Here is an 18,292-nt window from a genome sequence, read left to right as displayed (position 1 = left end):
TCTGTCAAGGTAACTGAACGAGATACTGGTGTAGCAATGGGTATTAGACAAGGGACAATTCTTTCTTTAATAGAAAGTCTGCGGTACCGCGAGACCGGTGAAGCTTGCCGCGAGTCATAGCTGCCGAGGCAAGCTCGGCGACTTTTCCAGTGGCAAACAGAGCTCTCAGTTCGATCTCTGTTGAGATGGCAATACCTCTAGAACTGTCCGCTGCCACAACAGCCGGCCAAACATTCCCAGCATCCCTTCGGGCCACGACAAATGCTCCCGCTGCAAGTGCCTCTAAAGTGATGAACGAGAAGGTCTCGAAGCAATTCGACCAATTGATGACAACGTCGATCTCATGCTCACGAACGGCGTTGATCATCGCATCCACTTTGCCGGGACCGACCTCAACTACGACCTCGGTCAACCCGTCTAACATCGAAGTTCCATACCCAAGGCGAAAGAATTCATATCGCTCGTCCCTGCCGTGACGTTCGATCAGCTTCACAAAAGTGGCCCAGCCCTTATGCGGCGCCGCGGCGCCCAGGTGAGCCACTCGCAAGGGCCTCTTCTCCCTACCTGACTCAAGCACACCGAGTTCAACCTGCGCTAAAGGAATTACGATCGCTTTGGAATATGTAAAACCGCCCTTGATTTTCCAGAAATTCATAGCCGTCGAGGACGGCGCAAGAACGACTGGGCAGAGCTGATCAAAAAAACGCCGCATTGACTCCAGATGAGCCCCGCGACCGGCACCTTCACAACAAACGAGGCAGGCAGACGATGACTCGGACGGCGCGTTGCAGAATGTCCTGTCATTGCGCAGTAAAAAAGGATTAGTACAAAGACTGAAAAAATCATGCACCCAAACGATCGGAGGGCCACCATTGCAGATCTTAGAGACACGTAATACGGCGTCTACAGCAAGACCCATCAAATGATGAACGATCAAATGTATTGATTTCGCCTGCTCGGACGCGGCCGGCGGAATGACCGCTAATAGGTCGCTCAGCCTGACTACACCCTCGCGTCTCCCATTCAGGGTCAAGACAAAAAAAGTGGCGTCTTCGGACACAGGATCTGCCAAAAACGGTAAGGGCAAAGCGGGGCAAAGGTGGACATAAGTCCAGCCAGCCGATGTCAATGCCTCCTGCTCGATCGAAATAGATGTCTGCACCCCCCCCACACTCTTGGTGTATTGATCGTGACTCATTGAAACCCCGACTTCGGCAGGGTTCTTTTCGAATGCCGAAGCCAATAGCAGTCTCAGTGCCTCACGATCAAGTGGCGAGTTGATATCAACTACTGGCAACCAGTCCAACGCGCGCACTCGAGCCGGGCGCGCGGCCAGCACAACGCTCTTACCGCTTTCTGCGCTATGTGGAGGAAATGCCGCACGCCCCTCCTTTATGCCATTTGCTGCGTAATGCTCTAACGGATTTATCTTTGACGCAGCTACGTCTGGATTGGCTTGGAGATAAAATTTCGTGCTGAAATCCGAACTCGGGTCCCGACCTTCTTTCCATCCGTATGAACAATAGTGTTCATATGGATCGAGCTTGGCGAGCGCCACATCTGGATACTTCGTCAAATAATAGTCAACATCAAATAATGCGGAGGCGGCAATTTTTGCTATTGCCCAATAAGGACTCGGCACAACTTTGGTCATCAGTCAGAATCCTTTACATCTCTTGATCCAAAAATTTGGCTCAAGCACTTCGATTTAATTTTAATTGCCCGCACTCAGCGCGTCAAAACATTCGACTTAGTCAAAGACGACAGCATCACGAAATATAGAACCTTGCTGATCTTTTTTAGAGAGCGTAGGCTCCAGTCCAGAGACACGCCACTGAATATTCAAGTCAGTGTCGTTCCACGCAATACATTTCTCGTGGGCCGGCGCATAATATTCAGTTGTTTTGTATAGAAAATCTGCAGAGTCGCTCATTACCAAAAATCCATGTGCAAACCCTGCAGGAACCCAGAACTGCTTCTGGTTTTGCTCGCTTAGCTCCACGCCGACCCATTGACCGAACGTTGGGGATGATTTGCGAATGTCGACTGCTACGTCATAGACAGCCCCGCGCGTCACCCTCACCAGCTTTCCTTGCGGCTGCTGGATCTGGTAATGAAGTCCACGCAGCACGCCTTTTGCAGACCTTGAATGGTTGTCCTGCACGAAAGAGACGTGCTTTCCAACTGCGGCGTCAAACGCGGCCTGATTGAAACTCTCGAAAAAGAAACCACGGTCGTCACCGAACACTTTGGGCTCGATGATCAGCACGTCAGGAATCGCGGTGGGGGTGGCTTTCACGAGCGCACCTCTTCGGCCAGCAAGTGATTTAGATATTTGCCATAGCCGTTCTTCTGAAGCGGCGCAGCAAGCTTCGCAAGCTGATCGCGGTCGATGAATCCATGCCGCCATGCGATTTCTTCCGGGCAGGCAATCTTCAGCCCTTGCCGGTGCTCCAGCGTGGCAATGAATTGCCCCGCTTCCAGCAAGCTCTCATGCGTTCCCGTGTCGAGCCACGCATATCCGCGCTGCATGATCTGGACGTTGAGCTCTCCCTGGTCCAGGTAAGCCTGATTGACCGCGGTAATTTCCAGTTCACCACGTTCGCTTGGCTTAACTGCCTTTGCAATATCGAGCACTTGGTTGTCGTAGAAGTAGAGCCCAGTCACCGCATAACTGCTCTTGGGCTTGACCGGCTTCTCTTCGATGCTGCTTGCCTTGCCTTGGGCATCGAATGCGACCACGCCATAGCGCTCCGGATCATGCACATGGTAGGCAAACACCGTGGCACCAGCGTCCTTTGCGTCTGCTCCTTCGAGCAGATGGGCCAAGTCATGGCCATAGAAGATGTTGTCACCCAAAACCAGCGCACTCGGCGAATTCCCCACGAACTGTTCACCGATGATGAACGCCTGCGCCAGCCCGTCCGGGCTCGGCTGCACCGCGTACTGCAGGTTGATGCCCCACTGGCTGCCGTCGCCCAGCAGCTGCTGGAAGCGCGGCGTGTCCTGCGGCGTGCTGATGATCAAAATGTCGCGCATGCCGCCGAGCATCAGCGTGCTGAGCGGGTAATAGATCATCGGCTTGTCGTACACCGGCAGCAGTTGCTTGCTCATGGCCAGCGTGGCCGGGTGCAGGCGGGTGCCCGATCCACCGGCCAGGATGATGCCCTTGCGTTGCGTTGTCGTGGTCATGCGTTTCTTCTCGTGTGAATTCGCTTCTTGTCGTCTGTTCTCAGAGCGTCTCGCGCAGCATGCGCGCAACGCCTTCCTGCCAAGGCGGCAGGCGCAGGCCGAAGGTGGCCTGCAGTTTGGAAGTGTCCAGGCGCGAGTTGTGCGGCCGCTTCGCCGGCGTCGGAAAGGCGCTGGTCGGCACGGCTTCGACGGCATCGGGGCCCGCCTTCAGCTCGACACCCGCCTGCTGCGCCAGCTCGAGCACGAAGCGCGCGTAGCCGTGCCAAGTGGTCTCGCCGCCGGCAATCGCGTGGTACAGCCCGGCCTTCGACGGGTCTTGCAGCGTCGCGCGAATGGCGTGCGCGGTCACGTCGGCCAGCAGTTCCGCGCCGGTGGGGGCGCCAAACTGGTCGTCGATGACGGTCAGCTTGTCGCGCTCCTTGGCCAGCCGCAGCATGGTCTTGGCGAAGTTGCCGCCCCGCGCCGCATACACCCAGCTGGTGCGAAAGATCAGGTGCTTCGGGCAGTTCTGCGCCACCAGCTGCTCGCCCTCGAGCTTGGTCTGGCCGTACACGCTGAGCGGGCCGGTCGCGTCGTCTTCCTTCCAGGGCTTGCTGCCGCTGCCGTCGAAGACGTAATCGGTCGAGTAATGCACCATCAGCGCGCCGATCTGCCGGGCCGCCTTTGCCACCACGCCGGGCGAGGTGGCGTTGAGCTTGCGCGCGAACTCGGGCTCGCTCTCGGCCTTGTCGACGGCGGTGTGCGCCGCGGCATTGACGATGACGTCGGGGCGCACCTTGAGCACGGTCTCCGCCAGCTGCTCGGGCCGGCTGAAGTCGGCGTGGAAATCGGTGCTGTCGAAATCGAGCGCCACCAGCTCACCGAGCGGCGCCAGGCTGCGCTGCAGTTCCCAGCCGACCTGCCCGCCCTTGCCCAGCAGCAGCAGCTTCATGCCGCGGCCTTCGTCGGTGCGGTCGATGCTGCCGGCGCGGCGTCGTACTGCTTTTCGACCCACTCGCGGTAGGCACCGCTCTGCACGTTGTGCACCCACTCGCTGTTCGCGAGGTACCACTCCACCGTCTTGCGGATGCCGGTGTCGAAGGTCTCGGCGGGCTTCCAGCCGAGTTCGCGCTCCAGCTTGCGCGCGTCGATGGCGTAGCGGCGGTCGTGGCCGGGGCGGTCGGTGACGTATGTGATCTGCGCGTTGTACGGCTTGCCGTCGGCCTTGGGGCGCAGCTCGTCGAGCAGCGCGCACACGGTGTTGACGATCTCGATGTTGGGCTTCTCGTTCCAGCCGCCGACGTTGTAGGTTTCACCGAGCCGGCCGGCCTCGAGCACGCGGCGGATGGCGCTGCAATGGTCCTTCACGTAGAGCCAGTCGCGCACCTGCATGCCGTCGCCGTACACGGGCAGCGGCTTGCCGGCCAGCGCGTTGACGATCATCAACGGGATCAGCTTCTCGGGGAAGTGGAAGGGACCGTAGTTGTTCGAACAGTTGGTGGTGAGCACCGGCAGGCCGTAGGTGTGGTGCCAGGCGCGCACGAGGTGGTCGCTGGCGGCCTTGCTGGCCGAGTACGGGCTGTTGGGCTCGTACTTGTGCTCTTCGGTGAAGGCGGCGTCGGTCTTGGAAAGCGAGCCGTACACCTCGTCGGTCGACACATGCAGGAAGCGGAAGGCGGTCTTCTCGTCGGCCGGCAGCGCGCTCCAGAAACCGCGCACCGACTCGAGCAGGCGGAAGGTGCCGAGCACGTTGGTCTGCACGAAGTCTTCGGGGCCGTGGATGGAGCGGTCGACGTGCGATTCGGCGGCAAAGTTGACCACGGCGCGCGGCTTGTGCTCGGCCAGCAGGCGGTCGATGAGGGCGCTGTCGCCGATGTCGCCCTGCACGAAGATGTGTCGGGGGTTGCCCTTGAGCGACGCGAGGGTCTCGAGGTTGCCCGCGTAGGTCAACTTGTCGAGATTCACGACCGGCTCGTCGCTGTTCGCGATCCAGTCGAGTACGAAATTGGCGCCAATGAAGCCAGCGCCGCCGGTAACCAAGATCATGGAGTCCCCTGAATGTTGGAAGTCATCGCCTTGTCGCAATGAACGTAACGCGCGATTATCCCATTGGGTCAACAGGCCGAAACACAAGACGTTACCGTTCTCTTCACCCCGTGTTTACAATCGCGGCACTGCAGGAGAGCGGGCCACCCGGTGGCCCTACCGAAGGCGCAAACTCCCATAAACGCTCAGGTCGGCCCGACGAAGTCTTGAAAAGGCTTCGGCAAGGGGTCAGTACTGCACCACATCAAACGCCGTCTGGAGAGCCATCGCACCGTTCATTGGTCGCGATGCACCGAAGGAGCAAACCCGTTGCAATGGCGCAACAGGTGAATCTCTCAGGTACCGAGGACAGGGGGAGCGGCAACTTGGACTTCGGTCGTCCGGTTGCCTGCTATTGATTCAATAGCACACCACGCCCGTCGTTCAAGCGCTGCAACCTCAAAGGTACTTGAAATGCGCGTGATCGTTCTTGGCGCCGGCCTGCTCGGCGTGACCTCGGCTTACTACCTCCAGCAACTCGGCCACGAAGTGACCGTGATCGACCGGCAGGCCACCCCGGCCGCAGAAACCAGCTTCGCCAACGGCGGGCAGATCTCGGTGAGCCACGCCGAACCCTGGGCCAACCCCAGCGCGCCGCTTAAGGTGCTGCAATGGCTGGGCAAGGAAGACGCCCCGTTGCTCTTTCGCATCCGCGCGGACATGCGCCAGTGGCTCTGGGGCCTGCAGTTCCTGCGCGAATGCACGCCGGCGCGCACCCGCCACAACATCGAACAGATCGTTCGCCTGGGCACCTACAGCCGCGAGATGTTGCAACAGTTGCGCCGCGACACGCGAATCGACTACGACCAGCGCATCCAAGGCATCCTGCACTTTTATACGACGCAGAAGGAGTTCGACGGCGCCCTCGCCCCCGCCGAGCAGATGCGCGCCCTGGGCTGCGAACGCCAGGTCATCTCGGCCGACGAGGCGGTGAAGATCGAGCCCGCCCTGGCCCACATCCGCCCGAAGCTGGCCGGCGCCACCTTCACGGCCGAAGACGAGTCGGGCGACGCCAACCGCTTCGCGCGCGAACTGTCGAAGCTCGCCGCCGCGGCCGGCGTGAAGTTCCTCATGAGCCACACCATCACCGCGCTGCGCGAAGCCGGCGGCCCCATCGACCACGTCGAGGTGACCGACAACGAAGGCCGCTTCCAGCGCATTCGCGGCGACGCCTTCGTGATGGCGATGGGTTCGCTGAGCCCGCTGCTCGCCGCGCCGCTGGGCATCCGCCTGCCGATCTACCCCGCCAAGGGCTATTCGGTGACGCTGCCCGTGAAGGACGCCTCCAAGGCGCACCAGGTCTCGCTGACCGACGACGAGTTCAAGCTGGTGTTCTCGCGCTACACCTCGGAGACGGGCGACCGCCTGCGCATCGCCGGCACGGCCGAGCTCAACGGCTACGACCGCGACCTGAACCAGGTGCGCTGCGAGGCCATCGTGCGCCGCGTCGAAGAACTGTTCCCCGGCGCCGGCGACACCACGCAGGCGCAGTTCTGGACCGGCCTGCGCCCGGCCACGCCGAGCAACGTGCCGCTGATCGGCAAGACCAAGCTTGCCAACCTGTTCCTGAACACGGGCCACGGCACGCTGGGCTGGACGCACGCGTGCGGGTCGGGCAAGTCGATCGCCCGCATCGTGAGCGGGCTGGCGCCGGAGGTCGATTTCGCGTTCACCGGCATGCCCGCGCCGCAGCCGCGCGTGCTGCAGCCGGCCTGACCGGCTTGATCGGATTGGCCTGCGGGCCGGTCAGTCGTTGCTGGTGAACACCGTCAGCACCCCGGTATAGCCATACAGGTGATGCCGGGCGATTTCGCCCGCCGCGAAGAAACCCACCAGCGGCACGTCGCCCAGCGCGTGCCGCACGATCTGCAGCTCCGCGCCCGGCGCACCGAAGTGCGGTCCGCCGCGCCCGGAGCAGCTCACGTACACCGCGCCCGCGATGCGCCGCGCCGGGTGCGGGGCCGCCTCGGCCTCGCCCGCGGCCACGGCGCGCGCGGTGGCCAGGGTCTGTTCCTCGGGCTCCAGCTCTTCGCGGATTTCCGCGCAGATGCGCATCAGGTCGGCCCGCGCGGCCTGCGCGTTGCGGCGGCAGAAGGTCAGGCGCATGCCGGCCTCGGCGGTGTCGGCAATGGCGATGCCGCGCCGCGTGGGGTCCAGGCCGATGATGTGGCGCACCAGCACGTCGGCGCCCAGGTCGCCGGTGCGGCGGATGCCGTCGCTGCCCGCGTCGGCCAGCCCGACCAGCGTGTTGCGCACTGCGTCGATGGCCTCCTGCGGACGCTCGAGCGACACCTGCAGGTCGGCCAGCAGCACGTCGAGCGCAGGCTGGCCGTCGAGCTTGAGCAGCAGGTTGCCGTCGGCTTCGGTAATTTCGCGCTCGCGCACGGCGCCTGAGCGCAACGGCTGGCAGCCCTGCGTGACGCGCGAGACCACGCGCACGCCCTCGCCGAACACCACGCCCGACATGCCGCCGGAAAACACCCCGCCCGCCGCCCCGTGGCCGCGGATGTTGCCGTTGCCGCCGATGGCGAACTGCAGCGAGCCGCCGCGCCCGGAAGACAGCCCGCCGAACAGGTAGCCGGTGTCGGTGCGCCCGGCCATCTCGCCGACCAGCTCGGCCAGGTCGGGCGTGGCGGGGTCGGCATGCACCAGCGCCGTGTGCGCCTCGAAGCCGCTCATCTCCGAATTGCCCAGCGGCGCCACGCCAGAGAACACACGGTACTGGTCGCTGGGCAGCGCGCACAGCATCAGGCTGATGCCGGGTTCGTCGAAATATTCGGCGTTGTTGGCCGACACGCCGATGCCGACGGTGCCCGACCAGTCCGTCACCTCGGGCAGTTCGGCGCTCAGGTGGTCGAGGATGTCCTGCGCCTCGCTCGCGTAGTGGTCGGTGATGTAGAGCAGCCCGAGCGTGGGGGCCGACGCGTAGTCGGGCAAGGCCATCTGCGCGCGCAACTGGGCCAGCACGAGGCCGGCTGCCATGCGCCACTGGGGATGGGTGGCATGACCGGAGGGAAACAACTTCATGATGCGTGCCGACCCGTTCTCTTCAAAAAATATGCGTGTATGACGTCAGCGCCGCGCGGAGGTTCGCTTGCGGGCGGCGGTGGCGGTCTTCTTTTTGGCGGCCGGCGCGGCGGGGGCCTTGCCGGCGGCGGACTTCGCGGCTGATCTGGCCGCCGTTTTGGCTGGTGGCTTGGCGGCAGCCTTCTTCGCGGCCGCCGGCTTGCCCATCACCTTGCCCACGGCATCGGCCAGTGGCTGGGCCATCGCGGGCACCTTGAGCTGCGCGGCGTCCTGCAGCGCCGTGCTGGCGATCTGCTGGAACTGTTCGGTGAGCGCGCCCCACCACTGCATCGGGTCGACCACGCCGGCAGCGCCGGCTTTCGCGGACCTGGATTGGCCCAAGCCCGCCTTGGCGCGCGACTTCGCGGCCGGTGCTTCTGCTTCTTCGTGCTCGGGGGCTTCCTCATCAGCCTCATCGATTTCCTCGTCCTCCTCAGCCTCCTCGACCTCTTCGGGCTCGGCCCGTCCAGTCGCCCAAGGCGCCGCGGTCGGAGCAGGTGAAGCCGCCGCGGGTGCCGGCGCCATCGCGGCCGCCTGCTTGGTGAACGCGCTGGCGATGTCTTCCATGCGCACATTCATGCCGCGCAGGGTCGACAAGGTCATCTTCTGCACCTCGAGCGCCTGGATGGTCGCCTTCAGCGCATGGCCGTTCTGCTCCAGCCAGTACTGCACCGTCTTGAGTTCCTGGATGCGCTTGTCGACCTCTTCCACGCTCAGCGTGGGCGCCACCCAGCTCGCCAGGCTCGGAATGCCGGGCACCGAGCCCGCCCCGGCACCGGCGGCACCGCCGGCAAGGTTCTTCAGGAAGTCGAATCCGGGGACGAACTGGCTGAAGTCGAAGGGCTTGTTGGCATTGCTCATGGGCGGGGGTCTCCAGGCTGGGTTTTCTTGTGTTGCCAGCTTACTCCAAGGCCCGGTGCGTGCGCCGCCCTCAGACCCCGTCGCGCACCTTGCTGAACACCTTCCAGAAGGTGGCGTCCTGCGAGGTGGCGAAGTTGATGCGCATCATCGTGCTCGGCGGCCGGCGCGCATGAAAGAGCGAGCCCGGCGCCAGCAGGTAGCCCTGGTCGAGCATGCGCTGGGTGAGCGCGTCGGTGTCCACGCCGGTGTCGACCCAGCCGAACAGGCCCGCCGGCTCCGACGCGAAGGTGCAGCCGTGCGACATCGCCAGCTTCACCGCCCGCCCGCGCGCGCCGTCGAGCCGGATGCGCACGCGCTCCGAATGCCGGCGCAGCTGCCCCTGGTCGATGCACCACGACAAGGCCCGCTCGAACAGCGTGGGCGAGGTCAGCGTGGCCAGCAGCTTGGTCTCCAGCAGCCGCTCCTTCAGCGCGGGCGCCGCGGCCAGGAAGCCGATGCGCCAGTTGGGCGCCAATATCTTCGCGAAGCCGCTCACGTAGATGGTGCGCCGGAGCCCGTCGAGCGCGCTCAGCCGCGTGGCGTGCTCGGGCGCGAGGTGGCTGTAGGTGTCGTCCTCGACGATGTGAAAGTCGTGCTCGTTGGCCAGCTGCAGCACGCGGTGCGCGCTGCCCGGCGTCAGGCTGTAGCCCGTGGGGTTGTGCAGCACGCTCACGCTCACGAACAGCTTGGGCTGGTGCAGCTTGCAGTACTGCGCCATCACCTCCAGGTCGGGTCCGTCGGCGCGCCGCGGCACCGGCAGGATGCGCATGCCCAGCGCCTCCAGCCGCGCGAACTCCAGGGCCCAGCCCGGCTCCTCGACCATCACCGGGTCGCCGGCGCGCAGCAGCGTGCGGCTCACGATGTCCAGCGCATGCGTGGCGCCGATGGTGGTCACGATCTGCTCGGGCGACGCCGGAATGTTGATGCCCACCAGCTTCTGCGACAGGCTGCGCCGCAGGCTGGTGTCGCCCGACGGCTCGCCGTATTGCAGCGACAGCTCCTGCAGCGCGGCCGTGCTGGTCATGCGCCGCACGGCGGTGGGCATGAAGGTCGATGCCATCCAGTCCGGCGGGAACACACCCATGCCCGGCTGCGGCTTGTCGCTGGGGCGGTGGAACATGCTGCGGATCAGCGAGCTGGCGTCGGCCGGCACGCGCGAGGCCATCATCTGCACGGCCATGGCGGCCGGCATGCCGGCCACGCCGCTCGGCTCCACGCCGGTGCCTGAATTGCCTGCGCTGCCCGAACGGCCGTCGTTCGCCGGCGCGGCGTCGCGCACATAGAAGCCCTTCTGGCGCCGCGCCTCCACCAGCCCCTGCGCCAGCAGCTGGTCGTAGGCGGCCACCACCGTGTACGGGCTCACGCCCTGCTGCCGCGCGCATTCGCGCACCGAGGGCAACCGGGCGCCGGGCGGCAGCAGCCGGGTGCGGATGCGCTCGGCCAGGCGGTCGGCCAGCTGGGCGGTCAGCGACTGGGTGGAGGTGCGTGTCAGCATGCGTTCGGCGCTCTCGCGGCAGGAGCGCCGGCCCTCTTGAGGCGACGCTGTGTCGAAGGATTGACCAATACAGATTCCCTGATTGTTCGATCATCTGTACTGGCACTGTAATGGTCTGAAGTTTAGAGTGTGTGTCATGAACTGGCAAGAATTCACCGCGCTGCTGGTGCTGGCCACGGCGATGAGTTTTTCGCCCGGTCCCAACACCACGCTCTCCACGGCCCTGGCGGCCAACGGCGGGCTGCCGCGCGCCATGCGCTTCGTGGTGGCCGTGCCCATCGGCTGGACCTTGCTGCTGGTGCTGTGCGCCGCCGGGCTGGGCGCGCTGGTGGTGGCGGTGCCGCCGCTGCGCGTGGGCATCAAGGCGCTGGGCATCGGCTACCTGCTGTGGCTGGCCTACAAGCTCAGCGGCAGCGCCACCCTGGGCAAGGCCGACGGCGCCCGGCTGTCGGTCGGGTTCGGGCAGGGCGTGATGCTGCAGTTCGTCAACATCAAGGCCTGGCTGCTGGCGCTCACGCTGGTGGCGGGCTGGATCGCCGGGCAGCCCGACGCGCTGGCCCGCTTCGCCATCGTGGCGCCGGTGATGCTGTTCTTCGCCTTCACCAGCAACTTCACCTATGCGCTGGTCGGCGCGCTGCTGCGCGACTGGCTCGCCAAGGGCGCGCGGCTGCTGTGGTTCAACCGCGCCATGGCGCTGGTGCTGGTGCTCACCGCGTGGTGGATGGTGCGCGTATGAAGCTCGACCTGAAGGACGAGACGCTGGGCATGTGGCTCGGCGTGCTGGGGGTGGCGATGTTCGCCGTCACCCTGCCCATGACGCGCCTGGCCACCGGCACGCAAGAGGCGCCGCAGCTTTCGCCGTGGTTCGTCACGCTCGGGCGGGCGGCGCTGGCCGGCCTGCTGTCGGCGGTGTTCCTGCTGGTCACGCGCTCGCCGCGGCCCGCCGCGCACCAGTGGAAGTCGCTGGGCGTCGCGGTGCTGGGCAACTGCATCGGCTTTCCGCTGCTGCTGGCCTACGCGCTGCGCGTGGTCACGGCCAGCCATGCGGCGGTGGTGACGGCGCTGCTGCCGCTGGTCACGGCCGCGGTGGCGGCCTGGGTGCTGCACCAGCGCGCGCGGCTCGGCTTCTGGGTGTGCGCGGTCGCGGGCAGCCTGCTGGTGGTGGTGTTCTCGGTGCTGCGCGCGAGCCAGACCGGTCACGCGGGCACCGGTTTCGGCTTCGAGTGGGCCGACCTGCTGCTGGTGGGCGCGGTCATTGCCGCCTCGTTCGGCTACATCTACGGTGCCCAGGTCACGCCGTCGCTGGGCGCGGAGCGCGTGATCTGCTGGGTCTGCGTGATGGCGCTGCCCTTCACGCTGCCGGCCACGCTGGCGCTGTGGCCCACGCAGCCCATCGCCACCACGTCGTGGCTGGGCTTCGTGTACGTCGGCATGTTCTCGATGTGGATCGGCTTCTTCGCCTGGTACCGCGGCCTGGCCCTGGGCGGCGCGCTGCGCGTGAGCCAGACGCAGTTGCTGCAGCCCTTCCTGTCGATCCTCGCGTCGATCCCCATCCTTGACGAGCCGCTGGACCTGGTGACGCTGGGCTTCGCGGTCGCGGTGGTCGCCACCGTGGTCATCGGCAAGCGGCTGTCGCAGCCGGCCGGCGCGGTCCACCCGGCCCACCCGGCGAAGGCCGCCGCGCGGAAAATAGCGCCTGCCGCCGCCGGCAAGGCGAGCCCGCGCGGACGCTGATCCGCCTGTACCCTCTCGTTCGAATTTCACCTCTCCGCCTGAAAGAAGCACCCCATGAACTGGAAACTCGCCGCACGTGCCGCCAAGATGAACCCCTCGGTGCTGCGTGAAATCCTCAAGGTCACCGAACGCCCCGGCATCATCAGCCTGGCCGGCGGCCTGCCCTCGCCCAAGACCTTCCCGATCCAGGCCTTCGCCGACGCCTGCGCCGAAGTGCTGCACACCGACGGCCAGGCCGCCCTGCAGTACGCCGCCAGCGAAGGCTACGCGCCGCTGCGCCAGGCCGTGGCCGACATGCTGCCCTGGGACGTCGACGCCTCGCAGGTGCTCATCACCACCGGCTCGCAGCAGGGCCTCGACCTGGTGGCCAAGGTGCTGATCGATCCGGGCAGCAAGGTGCTGGTCGAGACGCCCACCTACCTGGGCGCGCTGCAGGCCTTCGGCCCGATGGAGCCGCACCCCGTGGGCGTGGCCAGCGACGACGACGGCGTGATCGTCGAAGACCTGGTGGCCAAGGCCAGGGACGCGCGCTTCGTCTACCTGCTGCCCAACTTCCAGAATCCCACCGGCCGCACCATGACCGAGGAGCGCCGCGCCGCCGTGTCGGCCGCTGCCGCCGAGGCCAACCTGCCGATCGTCGAGGACAACCCCTACGGCGAGCTCTGGTTCGACGAAGCCCCGCCCCTGCCGCTGGCCGCGCGCAACCCCGAAGGCGTGATCTACCTGGGCTCGTTCTCCAAGGTGCTGGCCCCCGGCCTGCGCCTGGGCTTCCTGGTGGCGCCCAAGTCGATCTACCCGAAGCTGCTGCAGGCCAAGCAGGCCGTCGACCTGCACACGCCGATCTTCACGCAGCGCATGGTGTCCTCGGTGATGAAGGACGGCTTTCTCGACCGCCACGTGCCCACCATTCGCGCGCTGTACAAGAGCCAGCGCGACGCCATGATCGCCGCGCTGCAGCGCGAGATGAAGGGCCTGGACGTGAAGTTCAACGCCCCCAAGGGCGGCATGTTCCTGTGGGCGCGGCTGCCCGAGGGCATCGACACCGTCACGCTGCTGCCCAAGGCGGTGGAGCGCAACGTGGCCTTCGTGCCCGGCGCGCCCTTCTACGCCGGCGAGGGCGATCCGCGCACCCTGCGCCTGTCGTTCGTGACGGCCAGCGTCGAGCAGATCGACATCGCCATCGCCGCGCTGGCGCAAACGCTGCGCGAAGAGCTGGTGCTGCTCGGCGACAAGACGCTGGCCGCAGCGCAGATCTGAGCCCGAGCCCGAGCCCGAGCCTGAACCTGAACCCGCGCCCGAACCGCACACCCACCCCTTCCAGGAGCCCGCCGTGATCGGCCTCGCCACCCTCTCGCTGTTCCTGCTCGCGGTGCTGGCGCTGTTCCTGTCGCCGGGCCCGAACATGGCCTTCGTGCTCTCGCACGGCGTGGCCCATGGCCCGCGCGGCGGCTTCGCGGCGGCGCTGGGCATCTCGGCGGCCGACCTGGTGCACACGCTGTTCGCGGCCACCGGCGTCACCGCGCTGGTGGCGGCCTGGCCGCCGTCGTTCGACCTGCTGCGCTACGCGGGCGCGCTGTACCTGGTGTGGCTGGCCGTGCAGGCGTTGCGTGGCGGCGGTGCACTGCGCATGGGCGCGCAGGCGCAGCCCGCCGGCTTCGGCCGCATCGTGCGCATGGCGCTGCTGAACAACCTGGTCAACCCGAAGGCGCTGCTGTTCTTCATGGTGTTCCTGCCGCAGTTCGTCGACCCCGCGCGCGGCAGCGTGCCGCTGCAGCTGGTGCAGCTCGGCGTGGTGCTGTCGCTGGCCGCGCTGGCGTTCAACACCTTGCTGGGCGCGTGCAGCGGCCAGGTCGGGCGCTGGCTGCAACGCCGCCCCGGCGCGGCCCGCCTGCAGGGCAACCTGCTCGCCGCCGTGATGCTGGGGCTGGCGCTTCGGCTGCTGTTCCTCGAGCGGCCCGTGCCGCGCTGAGAAAGAAACCCATGAATGTCCTGAAGATCGCAGCCTTCTCCGATGGCGAGACGGGCGGCAACCCCGCCGGCGTCGTGATCGAAGATGCACGCAATGCAGCAGATGCATTGCCCGACACGGCACGCATGCAGGCGCTGGCCGCCGAGGTCGGCTTCTCGGAAACCGCCTTCGCCGCGCGCACCGACGACGGCTGGCGCGTGCGCTACTTCTCGCCGCAGACGGAGGTGCCGTTCTGCGGCCACGCGACCATCGCGCTGGGCGCTGCGCTTGCGCTGCGGCACGGCGACGGCGTGTTCGCGCTGACGCTCAACCATGCGCGCATCACCGTCGAAGGCCGGCGCGACGGCGCCCTGGTGGCCGCCGCATTGCAGTCGCCGCCCACGCGCAGCGCGGCCGCATCGCCCCAACTGGTCTCGCAGGCGCTCGGCGTGTTCGGCTACGGGCCCGACGACCTCGACCCGCGCATTGCGCCGGCCGTCGCGCATGCGGGCGCCGATCACCTGGTGCTGGCGCTGAAGACCCGCACGCTGCTGTCGGCCATGCGCTACGAACTCGAAGCCGGTCGCGCGCTGATGAACGGCGCCGGCCTCACGACCGTCGTGCTGGTCCATGCCGAGAGCACGCAACGCTTTCACACCCGCAACCCCTTCGCCTCCGGCGGCGTCTACGAAGACCCCGCGACCGGCGCCGCCACCGCCGCGCTGGCCGGCTACCTGCGCGACATCGGTTGGCCGCACGGCGGTGCCATCGACGTGGTGCAGGGCGAAGACATGGGCATGCTGTCGAGGTTGCGCGCAGACATCGCGCCCGAAGCCGGCAGCTCGGTGCGCGTGTCGGGCACCGCGCGCGTCATGGCGAACTGAACCGATCCATCAACGAAAAACGAGAGAGAAGACAACCATGCTCAACATCTGGGGCCGCATCAGCTCGATCAACGTCCGCAAGGTGGTGTGGTGCGCGCAGGAGCTCGGGCTCGACTTCCAGCGCACCGAGGCCGGCGGCAAGTTCGGCGTGGTGCAGACGCCCGAATACCTGGCGCTCAACCCGAACGCCATGGTGCCCGCCATCGACGACGGCGAGGGCGACGAGCGCGTCACGCTGTGGGAGTCGAACGTGATCGTGCGCTACCTGTGCGCCAAGCATTCGCACGGCACCTTCTACCCGAGCGCGCTGCCCGCGCGCTTCGACGCCGAGCGCTGGATGGACTGGCAGCAGACCACGCTCAACCGCGCGAGCCGCGACGCCTTCGTGCAATGGGTGCGCACGCCGCCGGCCGAGCGCAGGCAGCCGCTCATCGACGCCTCGGTGCGCGAGAGCGAGGCGCTGTTCGCCATGCTCGACGCGCACCTCGGCCAGCGCGCCTTCATGGGCGGCGACAGCTTCACCATGGCCGACATTCCGGTCGGCTGCGAGGCGCACCGCTGGTTCGGCCTGCCCGCGGCCGAGTACCGCCGCCCGGCCTGGCCGAACGTGGAGCGCTGGTATGCCGAACTTCTTTCCCGCCCGGGCGCGCGCGGCGTGCTCGACCTGACCCTCGAATGAACCCCATGAAATCCCGCCCCTTCAAGCAAGTCGACGTCTTCACCGCCACCGCCTACTACGGCAACCCGCTCGCGGTGGTCATCGACGGCCAGGACCTCGACGACGAGGCCATGCAGCGCTTCGCGCGGTGGACCAACCTGTCGGAAACCACCTTCCTGCTGCCGCCGACCGACCCCGCGGCCGACTACCGCGTGCGCATCTTCACGCCCGGCGGCGAGCTGCCCTTTGCCGGCCACCCGACCATCGGCAGCTGCCATGCCTGGCTGCAGGCCGGCGGCAAGCCCAAGGCGGCCGGACAGGTGGTGCAGCAATGCGGCGCCGGCCTGGTGCCGCTGCGCCGCGAAGGCACGCGGCTGGCCTTCGGTGCGCCGCCGCTCAGGCGCAGCGCACCGAGCCCCGCGCTGCTGGCCAAGGTGGCCGGCGCGCTGGGCCTGAAGGCGCAGCAGATCGTCGCGGCGCAGGTGCTGGACAACGGCCCCGTGTGGTTCGGCCTGCTGGTCAACGACGCCGACGCCGTGCTCGCGCTGCAGCCCGACCACCGCGCGCTGAAGGAGCTGGGCGTGAAGGCCGGCGTGGCCGGGCTGCCGCTGGCGCACGACACCTCGCTGCTCATCGGCCGCTCCAACCGCGAGGCGCGCGCCTTCGGCAACCGGCCCGCCACGCCCAACGAAGACGGCGCGAAGATCGACCTCGAGGTGCGCGCCTTCGCCGAGCCCATCGGCGTGCAGGAAGACCCGGTCACCGGCAGCCTGAACGCGAGCCTGGCCGAATGGCTGATCGCCGACGGCCACATGCCCGAGCGCTACCTGGCCGCGCAGGGCCAGTGCCTGGGCCGCGCAGGGCGCGTGTACATCGAGCGCGACGCCGCCGGCAAGATCTGGGTCGGCGGCGACGCCGTGACCTGCGTCGACGGCCACGTCACGCTCTAGAAATCACGCGAGACAAACGCAAGCGCCCCACAAGGAGACCCCCGCACCATGCACGCGCAGCTCGACCACCTCGTGATTGCCGCCGCCTCGCTGGACGAGGGCGTGGCCTGGTGCGAAGCCACGCTGGGCGTTGCGCCGCAGCCCGGCGGTACGCACCCGCTGATGGGCACGCACAACCGGTTGCTGAACATCGCGAGCGACGCCTTTCCGGCGGCCTACCTGGAAATCATCGCGATCGAACCGGGCAAGCGGCCAGCGCGCCCGCGCACGCACCGCTGGTTCGACCTGGACGACAGCGCGCTGCAGGCCGGGCTCGCGCAGCGCGGGCCGCGGCTGATTCATTTCGTGGCCCGCGTGCCCGACGCGCAGGCGGCCACGCACGCGCTGGCGCACGAAGAGCATGCGCACATCGACCGCGGCCCGCTCATCCAGGCCTCGCGCGACACGCCGGCCGGCCGGCTCGAATGGCAGATCACCGTGCGCGACGACGGCCAGCGCCTGTTCTACGGCGCGCTGCCCACGCTCATCCAGTGGGGCCCTGTGCACCCGACCGACGCCCTGCCCGGCTTGGGCCTGGCGATGCGCACGCTGCGCGCCGTGCACCCGCGCGCACCGGCGCTGGCCGCCGCGCTGCAGGCCGTGGGCATGCACACCATGCCGGTCGATGCCGGCCCGCCCAACCTCATTGCCGTGCTCGACACGCCGCGCGGCCCCGTCACGCTCGAATCCAAAGGACTCTGACCATGCTCAGCCTCGCCGAAATCGCCTGGTTCGCGCTGGCCTCGCTGCTGCTGGCGCTCACGCCGGGGCCGAACATGATCTATTGCGTGTCGCGCACGCTCATCCAGGGCCGGCGCGCGGGGCTGATCTCGCTGGGCGGCGTGCTCACGGCTTTCCTCGTGCACCTGTTCGCCGCCGCGCTCGGGCTCACCGCGCTGCTGCTGGCCGTGCCGCTGGCGTTCGACGCCATTCGACTGGCCGGCGCGGGCTACCTTCTGTGGCTGGCGTGGCAGGCCGTGAAGCCGGGCGGCAACGCGCCCTTCGAGGCGCGCGTGCTGCCGGCCGACCCGCCCGCCAGGCTGTTTCGCATGGGCTTCCTGACGAACCTGCTGAACCCGAAGGTGGCCATGTTCTACCTGTCGTTCTTTCCGCAGTTCATCCACCCCGAGCGCGGCTCGGTGCTGCTGCAGAGCATGCAGCTGGGCATCGCGCAGATGGCGACCAGCGCGGCCGTCAACACGGTGATGATCGTCGGCGCCGCGAGCATCACGGCCGTGCTGTCGCAAAGCGCGGGCTGGCTGCGCGCGCAGCGCTATGTCATGGGCAGCGTGCTGGCGGCCTTGGCCGTGCGCGTGGCGCTGACCGAACGCAAGTGATTTCCCCCGCTCGCTGAGCGCTGGC

General features: G+C 66.9%; 18 protein-coding genes and 2 riboswitches. Of the genes, 10 read left to right on the top strand and 8 right to left on the bottom strand.

Annotated elements, in window-relative coordinates:
* Positions 1–43 precede the first annotated feature (43 nt).
* The 5 genes from QTI51_RS28790 to rfbB form a co-directional block, all read right to left on the bottom strand.
* Complete coding sequence (locus QTI51_RS28790) at positions 44–1,654, bottom strand: glycosyltransferase family protein (protein WP_286516982.1); 1,611 nt, start codon at positions 1,652–1,654, stop codon at positions 44–46.
* A gap of 96 nt (positions 1,655–1,750) precedes the next feature.
* A complete protein-coding gene (gene rfbC, locus QTI51_RS28785) occupies positions 1,751–2,299 on the bottom strand; it encodes a dTDP-4-dehydrorhamnose 3,5-epimerase (RefSeq protein WP_286516983.1) in 549 nt (182 codons plus the stop codon).
* Positions 2,296–3,192: a glucose-1-phosphate thymidylyltransferase RfbA gene (gene rfbA / locus QTI51_RS28780; RefSeq protein WP_286516984.1), complete on the bottom strand. Its 897-nt coding sequence runs from the start codon at positions 3,190–3,192 to the stop codon at positions 2,296–2,298. The genes rfbC and rfbA overlap by 4 nt, the downstream gene beginning before the upstream one ends.
* 40 nt (positions 3,193–3,232) lie before the next feature.
* On the bottom strand, positions 3,233–4,123 hold the full coding sequence (rfbD, locus tag QTI51_RS28775; protein WP_286516985.1) for a dTDP-4-dehydrorhamnose reductase: 891 nt from the start codon (positions 4,121–4,123) through the stop codon (positions 3,233–3,235).
* Complete coding sequence (gene rfbB, locus QTI51_RS28770) at positions 4,120–5,217, bottom strand: dTDP-glucose 4,6-dehydratase (protein ID WP_286516986.1); 1,098 nt, start codon at positions 5,215–5,217, stop codon at positions 4,120–4,122. The genes rfbD and rfbB overlap by 4 nt, the downstream gene beginning before the upstream one ends.
* Before the next feature lie 121 nt (positions 5,218–5,338).
* A riboswitch (glycine riboswitch) is annotated at positions 5,339–5,428 on the top strand.
* Between the two features lie 34 nt (positions 5,429–5,462).
* Positions 5,463–5,579, top strand: a riboswitch (glycine riboswitch).
* Between the two features lie 91 nt (positions 5,580–5,670).
* Here rfbB and QTI51_RS28765 point away from each other — a divergent pair.
* Positions 5,671–6,972 carry a D-amino acid dehydrogenase gene (locus QTI51_RS28765; protein ID WP_286516987.1) on the top strand — a complete coding sequence of 434 codons (1,302 nt, stop codon included), beginning with the start codon at positions 5,671–5,673 and terminating at the stop codon, positions 6,970–6,972.
* Positions 6,973–7,002: 30 nt separating this feature from the next.
* Here the strand turns inward: QTI51_RS28765 and QTI51_RS28760 are convergent, their stop codons facing one another.
* The 3 genes from QTI51_RS28760 to QTI51_RS28750 form a co-directional block, all read right to left on the bottom strand.
* Positions 7,003–8,283: an FIST signal transduction protein gene (locus tag QTI51_RS28760; RefSeq protein ID WP_116910736.1), complete on the bottom strand. Its 1,281-nt coding sequence runs from the start codon at positions 8,281–8,283 to the stop codon at positions 7,003–7,005.
* Between the two features lie 45 nt (positions 8,284–8,328).
* Positions 8,329–9,183, bottom strand: coding sequence for a PhaM family polyhydroxyalkanoate granule multifunctional regulatory protein (locus tag QTI51_RS28755; RefSeq protein ID WP_286516988.1), 855 nt, complete (start codon positions 9,181–9,183; stop codon positions 8,329–8,331).
* Between the two features lie 70 nt (positions 9,184–9,253).
* Positions 9,254–10,717: an aminotransferase-like domain-containing protein gene (locus tag QTI51_RS28750; protein WP_286516989.1), complete on the bottom strand. Its 1,464-nt coding sequence runs from the start codon at positions 10,715–10,717 to the stop codon at positions 9,254–9,256.
* A 136-nt stretch (positions 10,718–10,853) separates the two neighbouring features.
* On the opposite strand from QTI51_RS28750, the gene QTI51_RS28745 reads away from it, so the two are divergent.
* The 9 genes from QTI51_RS28745 (at position 10,854) to QTI51_RS28705 (ending at position 18,267) form a co-directional block, all read left to right on the top strand.
* On the top strand, positions 10,854–11,453 hold the full coding sequence (locus QTI51_RS28745) for a LysE family translocator (RefSeq protein ID WP_286516990.1): 600 nt from the start codon (positions 10,854–10,856) through the stop codon (positions 11,451–11,453).
* Positions 11,450–12,451 carry a DMT family transporter gene (locus tag QTI51_RS28740; RefSeq protein ID WP_286516991.1) on the top strand — a complete coding sequence of 334 codons (1,002 nt, stop codon included), beginning with the start codon at positions 11,450–11,452 and terminating at the stop codon, positions 12,449–12,451. Before QTI51_RS28745 ends, QTI51_RS28740 begins: the two co-directional genes overlap by 4 nt.
* Positions 12,452–12,505: 54 nt before the next feature.
* Positions 12,506–13,708, top strand: a complete 1,203-nt coding sequence (locus QTI51_RS28735) for an aminotransferase-like domain-containing protein (protein ID WP_286516992.1) — start codon at positions 12,506–12,508, stop codon at positions 13,706–13,708.
* 73 nt (positions 13,709–13,781) lie between these two features.
* The gene (locus tag QTI51_RS28730; RefSeq protein WP_116910742.1) at positions 13,782–14,420 is read left to right on the top strand and encodes a LysE family translocator; all 639 of its coding nucleotides are present in this window, start codon (positions 13,782–13,784) and stop codon (positions 14,418–14,420) included.
* An 11-nt stretch (positions 14,421–14,431) separates the two neighbouring features.
* A complete protein-coding gene (locus tag QTI51_RS28725; RefSeq protein WP_286516994.1) occupies positions 14,432–15,283 on the top strand; it encodes a PhzF family phenazine biosynthesis protein in 852 nt (283 codons plus the stop codon).
* Positions 15,284–15,320: 37 nt separating this feature from the next.
* On the top strand, positions 15,321–15,962 hold the full coding sequence (locus tag QTI51_RS28720) for a glutathione S-transferase family protein (protein ID WP_286516995.1): 642 nt from the start codon (positions 15,321–15,323) through the stop codon (positions 15,960–15,962).
* Between the two features lie 5 nt (positions 15,963–15,967).
* The gene (locus tag QTI51_RS28715; RefSeq protein ID WP_207786730.1) at positions 15,968–16,891 is read left to right on the top strand and encodes a PhzF family phenazine biosynthesis protein; all 924 of its coding nucleotides are present in this window, start codon (positions 15,968–15,970) and stop codon (positions 16,889–16,891) included.
* Positions 16,892–16,939: 48 nt separating this feature from the next.
* On the top strand, positions 16,940–17,632 hold the full coding sequence (locus QTI51_RS28710) for a VOC family protein (RefSeq protein ID WP_286516996.1): 693 nt from the start codon (positions 16,940–16,942) through the stop codon (positions 17,630–17,632).
* Positions 17,633–17,634: 2 nt separating this feature from the next.
* Positions 17,635–18,267, top strand: coding sequence for a LysE family translocator (locus QTI51_RS28705; RefSeq protein WP_286516997.1), 633 nt, complete (start codon positions 17,635–17,637; stop codon positions 18,265–18,267).
* Positions 18,268–18,292 lie beyond the last annotated feature (25 nt).

The organism is Variovorax sp. J22G73 (genome assembly GCF_030317035.1).
In the GTDB taxonomy this organism is placed as follows: Bacteria; Pseudomonadota; Gammaproteobacteria; order Burkholderiales; family Burkholderiaceae_C; genus Variovorax.
Note: the sequence above shows the minus strand (reverse complement) of the source record. Positions and strands in the feature narration are given on the sequence as shown.

What these genes read in the sequence shown, in the direction of transcription:
- QTI51_RS28790 (WP_286516982.1), bottom strand. Translation starts at nt 1,654, where the DNA reads ATGACCAAAGTTGTGCCGAGTCCTTATTGGGCAATAGCAAAAATTGCC.
- rfbA (WP_286516984.1), bottom strand. Translation starts at nt 3,192, where the DNA reads ATGACCACGACAACGCAACGCAAGGGCATCATCCTGGCCGGTGGATCG.
- rfbD (WP_286516985.1), bottom strand. Translation starts at nt 4,123, where the DNA reads ATGAAGCTGCTGCTGCTGGGCAAGGGCGGGCAGGTCGGCTGGGAACTG.
- rfbB (WP_286516986.1), bottom strand. Translation starts at nt 5,217, where the DNA reads ATGATCTTGGTTACCGGCGGCGCTGGCTTCATTGGCGCCAATTTCGTA.
- QTI51_RS28765 (WP_286516987.1), top strand. Translation starts at nt 5,671, where the DNA reads ATGCGCGTGATCGTTCTTGGCGCCGGCCTGCTCGGCGTGACCTCGGCT.
- QTI51_RS28760 (WP_116910736.1), bottom strand. Translation starts at nt 8,283, where the DNA reads ATGAAGTTGTTTCCCTCCGGTCATGCCACCCATCCCCAGTGGCGCATG.
- QTI51_RS28755 (WP_286516988.1), bottom strand. Translation starts at nt 9,183, where the DNA reads ATGAGCAATGCCAACAAGCCCTTCGACTTCAGCCAGTTCGTCCCCGGA.
- QTI51_RS28750 (WP_286516989.1), bottom strand. Translation starts at nt 10,717, where the DNA reads ATGCTGACACGCACCTCCACCCAGTCGCTGACCGCCCAGCTGGCCGAC.
- QTI51_RS28745 (WP_286516990.1), top strand. Translation starts at nt 10,854, where the DNA reads ATGAACTGGCAAGAATTCACCGCGCTGCTGGTGCTGGCCACGGCGATG.
- QTI51_RS28740 (WP_286516991.1), top strand. Translation starts at nt 11,450, where the DNA reads ATGAAGCTCGACCTGAAGGACGAGACGCTGGGCATGTGGCTCGGCGTG.
- QTI51_RS28735 (WP_286516992.1), top strand. Translation starts at nt 12,506, where the DNA reads ATGAACTGGAAACTCGCCGCACGTGCCGCCAAGATGAACCCCTCGGTG.
- QTI51_RS28725 (WP_286516994.1), top strand. Translation starts at nt 14,432, where the DNA reads ATGAATGTCCTGAAGATCGCAGCCTTCTCCGATGGCGAGACGGGCGGC.
- QTI51_RS28720 (WP_286516995.1), top strand. Translation starts at nt 15,321, where the DNA reads ATGCTCAACATCTGGGGCCGCATCAGCTCGATCAACGTCCGCAAGGTG.
- QTI51_RS28715 (WP_207786730.1), top strand. Translation starts at nt 15,968, where the DNA reads ATGAAATCCCGCCCCTTCAAGCAAGTCGACGTCTTCACCGCCACCGCC.
- QTI51_RS28710 (WP_286516996.1), top strand. Translation starts at nt 16,940, where the DNA reads ATGCACGCGCAGCTCGACCACCTCGTGATTGCCGCCGCCTCGCTGGAC.
- QTI51_RS28705 (WP_286516997.1), top strand. Translation starts at nt 17,635, where the DNA reads ATGCTCAGCCTCGCCGAAATCGCCTGGTTCGCGCTGGCCTCGCTGCTG.